The following is a 4,031-nucleotide window of genomic DNA, read 5'->3' as shown; positions in this document are numbered from 1 at the left end:
CGAGCACGAGAACACGGTGGCTCGCGGCGAGCTCGACGAGGTCGTTCGTCGAGGCGAGCGCCGAGACCTCGGGCAGCCATGGCCGCATCGACTGCTTGCTCGCCTCGCGCACGATCGCGGCCCAGCGCTCGCGGCCCTTCTCGAGCTTGGGGCCGCTCCAGCGCGACACCGAGCGATCGGCCTGCCACGGGATCACGCCGTCGGCACCGAGCTCGGTGGCGGCCTGGATCGCGAGCTCGTCACGGTCGCCCTTGGCGAGCGCCTGCGCGAGCAGGATGCGGGGGCTCGCGGCATCCGTCACGCGCACGTCGTCGACGCGCACGTCGACCGCGCCCGGCGACACCGACTCGGCCACGCCGCCCACGACCAGGCCGCGCCCGTTGCCGACCAGCATCCGCTCGCCGACGCGGGTGCGGGCGACCGTCGCGATGTGCTTCGCCTCGGCGCCCGTGACCGTGACGAGGCCGCCGACGGTCGCGCCGGCGAGCGCCTCGACGAGATAGAAGTTGGCCACCGCCGCGCCTAGAGGTTCAGAAAGCGGTCGCGGATCTTCGCGAACAGCCCCTGCTGGAACTGCGACAGCCTCGGCTTGTCGCCCTTGTACTGCTTCGCGAAGCGCTCGATCAGCTCACGCTCGCCGCGCCCCAGCTTGGTCGGCGTCACGACCTGGATGCCGATGCGCAGGTCGCCTCGGCCGTTGCCGCGCAGCCGCGTGATGCCGCGGTTCTTGACCGTGAGGATCTCGGCGCTCTGCGTTCCGGCGTGCAGCTCGACGTCGACGGGCCCGTCGAGGGCCTGGAACGTCGTGGATGTGCCGAGGATCGCGTCGGCCATCGACACCTCGAGGGTCGCCAGCAGGTCGTCACCGTCACGGCTGAAGACGTCGTCGTGCTTGACCTTGATCTCGAGGTACAGGTCGCCGTTCGGCCCGCCGGCGGGGCCGACCTCGCCGTGGCCGGGCAGCTGCAGGCGCAGGCCGGTGTCGACGCCCGCGGGGATGTCGACGGGGATGGTCTTGCGGGCGCGCACGCGGCCCTGCCCCTGGCAGGTGACGCACGGGGTGGCGATCACAGTGCCGTAGCCGCGGCACGTGCCACACGGGCTCGAGGTCATGACGTTGCCGAGGAGCGAGCGCACCGAGCGCTGGATCGAGCCCGTGCCGTGGCAGATGTCGCACGTGACGGGGTGCGTGCCGGGCTCGCAGCACGAGCCCTGGCACCGCTCGCACAGCACGGCGGTGTCGACCTCGAGGTCGCGGTGAGCGCCGAAGATCACATCGGCGAGGTCGATCTCGACCCGCAGCAGCGCGTCCTGGCCGCGCTCGCGCCGCGACTTGGGTCCACGGCTGCCGCCACCGCCGCCGAAGAAGGTCGAGAAGATGTCCTCGAAGCCGCCGAAGCCCTGCGCGCCGCCGCCGAAGGGGCCCGCCTGCGGGCCGAGGTCGTACTGCTCGCGCTGCCGCGGGTCGGACAGCACGTCGTAGGCGTGCGTCACGAGCTTGAACCGCTCCGCGGCTTCGGGGCTGGGGTTCACATCGGGGTGCAGCTCGCGCGCGAGCCGGCGGTACGCCTTCTTGATCTCGTCGGCGCTCGCGTCGCGCTCGACGCCCAGGACTTCATAGTGGTCTGCTGCCATGAACTGGCGGCTCCTTAGTGTTCGTGGATTCTCAGGCCTGATCGCCGAGCGCGCGGCTCAGATAGCGGGCGACAGCCCGCACGGCGGCCATGTTGGTGGAGTAGTCCATGCGCGTCGGCCCGAGCACGCCGAGCCGAGCGACCGGCCCGCTCGCCGCGCCGTAGCCCGTCGTCAGCACCGAGGTCTCGGCGAGGCCGAACGGCTCGTTCTCGCGGCCGATCGACACGCTCACGTCGCGGTTGCCGCCGACACCGTGCTGTTCGGCGGCCATCTCGCCGAAGAGCTTGAGCAGCTCGACCTGCTCTTCGATCGCCTCCATGATCGGGAAGATGCTGCCGGTGAAGTCGTGCTCGGTGCGCACCAGGTTGGCGGTGCCGGCCATGATCAGCCGCTCCTGCCGCGTCGACCCGATGATCGCGCCCACCGACTCCACGAGCTCGCCCGCGAGGGGGCGCAGCGTCTCGGGGAAGCCGTCGACGATGGCCGGCAGCACCGACGAGGCATCCGCCATCGGCATGCCGACGAGCGCGGCGTTGGTCGCGTCGCGCAGCGCACGCAGCGCCGCGTCGTCGTAGTCGACGCTCAGCTCGACGACGCGCTGCTCGACCACGCCCGTGTCGGCGATCAGCACCGTCAGCACGCGGCGGGGAGCCAGGGCGACGAACTCGAGGTGCTGGATGCGGGCGCGCGAGACCGAGGGGTACTGGATGAGCGCGACCTGGTGCGTCAGCTGGGCGAGCGCGCGCACGGTGCGCGTCAGAACGTCGTCGATGTCGACGGATTCGCCGAGGAAGATCTCGATGGCGTGCCGCTGCGCGGGCGACAGCGGGCGGATGTCTGCCAGCTGATCGACGAAGACGCGGTAGCCCTTGTCGGTCGGCACCCGACCGGACGAGGTGTGCGGGGCGGCGATCAGCTCCTCGTCCTCGAGAAGAGCCATGTCGTTGCGGATCGTGGCGGCCGAGACGCCGAAGCGGTGCTTGTCGACGATCGTCTTCGAGCCCACCGGCTCGCGGGTGGCCACGTAGTCCTGCACGATCGCCCGGAGCACTGCGAGTCCACGTTCCGAAACCATCGACGACGCTCCCTTCGCCCGACTAGCACTCAATACCTATGAGTGCCAATACTAACCCGGCTACGCTGACTCGAAACTAGCGTCATGGAGGTCGCACACCTTGTCGTACACACCGCCGCTGCTGCGCCAGAGCGAAGAGCGCACCTGGGCGATCCTCACGCACGTCATCGCAGGCGGCCTCAACCTCGTCACCGGCGGCCTCTTCGCCGGTCTCATCGGCGCGATCGTGGTCTACGTCGTCTTCAAGGACCGCGGCCCGCTCATCCGCCAGCACGCGACGACCACGCTCAACTTCCAGATCACGCTGATCATCGTCGAGATCATCGGCTGGATCCTCGCGTTCGTGCTGGTCGGATTCTTCATCCTCGCGGCCGCGTGGATCGTGAACATCGTCTTCAGCATCATGGGCGCCCTGGCGGCGAGCCGCGGCGAGCCGTACACCTACCCGCTGGCGATCCGCTTCTTCAAGTAAGCCGGCGCACGACCGCGTCGGCGAGCAGCCGGCCGCGCAGGGTGAGGCGGATGCTGCCGCCGATCGCCGCCGCCCAGTCGATCAGCCCTTCGGCGATCAGCCCGGCGACCTCCGGGCGGGCGGCGCGGTCGAGCTCGGCGACCGGCAGTCCTTCCGCGATGCGGACCTTCAGCAGGATGTCCTCGACGCGTCGAGTCTCGTCGTCGAGCGTCTCGCGGCCGGCCGCCGGCGACGCGCCCTGCAGCACGCGCGCGGCGTAGGCGGCGGGGTGCTTGACGTTCCACCAGCGCACGCCGCCGACGTGGCTGTGTGCGCCCGGCCCGACGCCCCACCAGTCGGCCCCGCGCCAGTAGCCGAGGTTGTGCCGCGAGCGGTGCCCCGGCCCCTTCGACCAGTTCGACACCTCGTACCACTCGTAGCCGGCTCGCGCCAGCGCGGCATCCGCGAGCTCGTACATGTCTGCGGTGAGGTCGTCGTCGGGCTCGGCCACCTCGCCGCGCCGGATCTGCCTGGCGAGCTTGGTGCCCTCTTCCACGATGAGCGCGTAGGCGCTGAGGTGATCGGGCGCGCAGGCGAGCGCGGCGTCCAGTGAGCGTTGCCAGTCGTCGAGGCTCTCGCCCGGAGTGCCGTAGATCAGGTCGAGGCTGACGTCGAGCCCGGCCTCGCGCGCCCACTCGACGACGAGCGGCACCCGCTCGGGGTCATGGGTGCGCTCGAGCGTCGCGAGAACGCTCGGCACCGCCGACTGCATGCCGAAGCTCACCCTCGTGAAGCCCGCGTCGGCGAGCTGCCGCAGCGCAGCGGCGTCGACGGAGTCGGGGTTCGCCTCGGTCGTCACCTCGGCCCCCG

General features: G+C 70.8%; 5 protein-coding genes. 1 reads left to right on the top strand and 4 read right to left on the bottom strand.

The features are described 5' to 3' along the window. From ACM2XV_RS12985 to hrcA, 3 genes are all read right to left on the bottom strand, one after another. On the bottom strand, positions 1-514 hold a 514-nt coding region (locus ACM2XV_RS12985; protein WP_487027227.1), incomplete at its 3' end, for an RsmE family RNA methyltransferase. Between the two features lie 8 nt (positions 515-522). Next, positions 523-1,635, bottom strand: a complete 1,113-nt coding sequence (dnaJ, locus tag ACM2XV_RS12980) for a molecular chaperone DnaJ (protein ID WP_487027226.1) — start codon at positions 1,633-1,635, stop codon at positions 523-525. A 31-nt stretch (positions 1,636-1,666) separates the two neighbouring features. Next, positions 1,667-2,710, bottom strand: coding sequence for a heat-inducible transcriptional repressor HrcA (gene hrcA, locus ACM2XV_RS12975; protein WP_487027225.1), 1,044 nt, complete (start codon positions 2,708-2,710; stop codon positions 1,667-1,669). A gap of 100 nt (positions 2,711-2,810) precedes the next feature. On the opposite strand from hrcA, the gene ACM2XV_RS12970 reads away from it, so the two are divergent. Beyond that, positions 2,811-3,182: a DUF4870 domain-containing protein gene (locus ACM2XV_RS12970; protein WP_487027224.1), complete on the top strand. Its 372-nt coding sequence runs from the start codon at positions 2,811-2,813 to the stop codon at positions 3,180-3,182. Here the strand turns inward: ACM2XV_RS12970 and ACM2XV_RS12965 are convergent. Further along, positions 3,175-4,031, bottom strand: an 857-nt coding sequence (locus ACM2XV_RS12965) for a coproporphyrinogen-III oxidase family protein (protein ID WP_487027223.1), incomplete at its 5' end; no start/stop codon positions are given. The two genes, ACM2XV_RS12970 and ACM2XV_RS12965, sit on opposite strands and share 8 nt — an antisense overlap.

It is taken from the genome of Gryllotalpicola sp. CP2-P1, from assembly GCF_057512245.1.
This window is presented reverse-complemented; position numbering and strand designations above follow the sequence as displayed.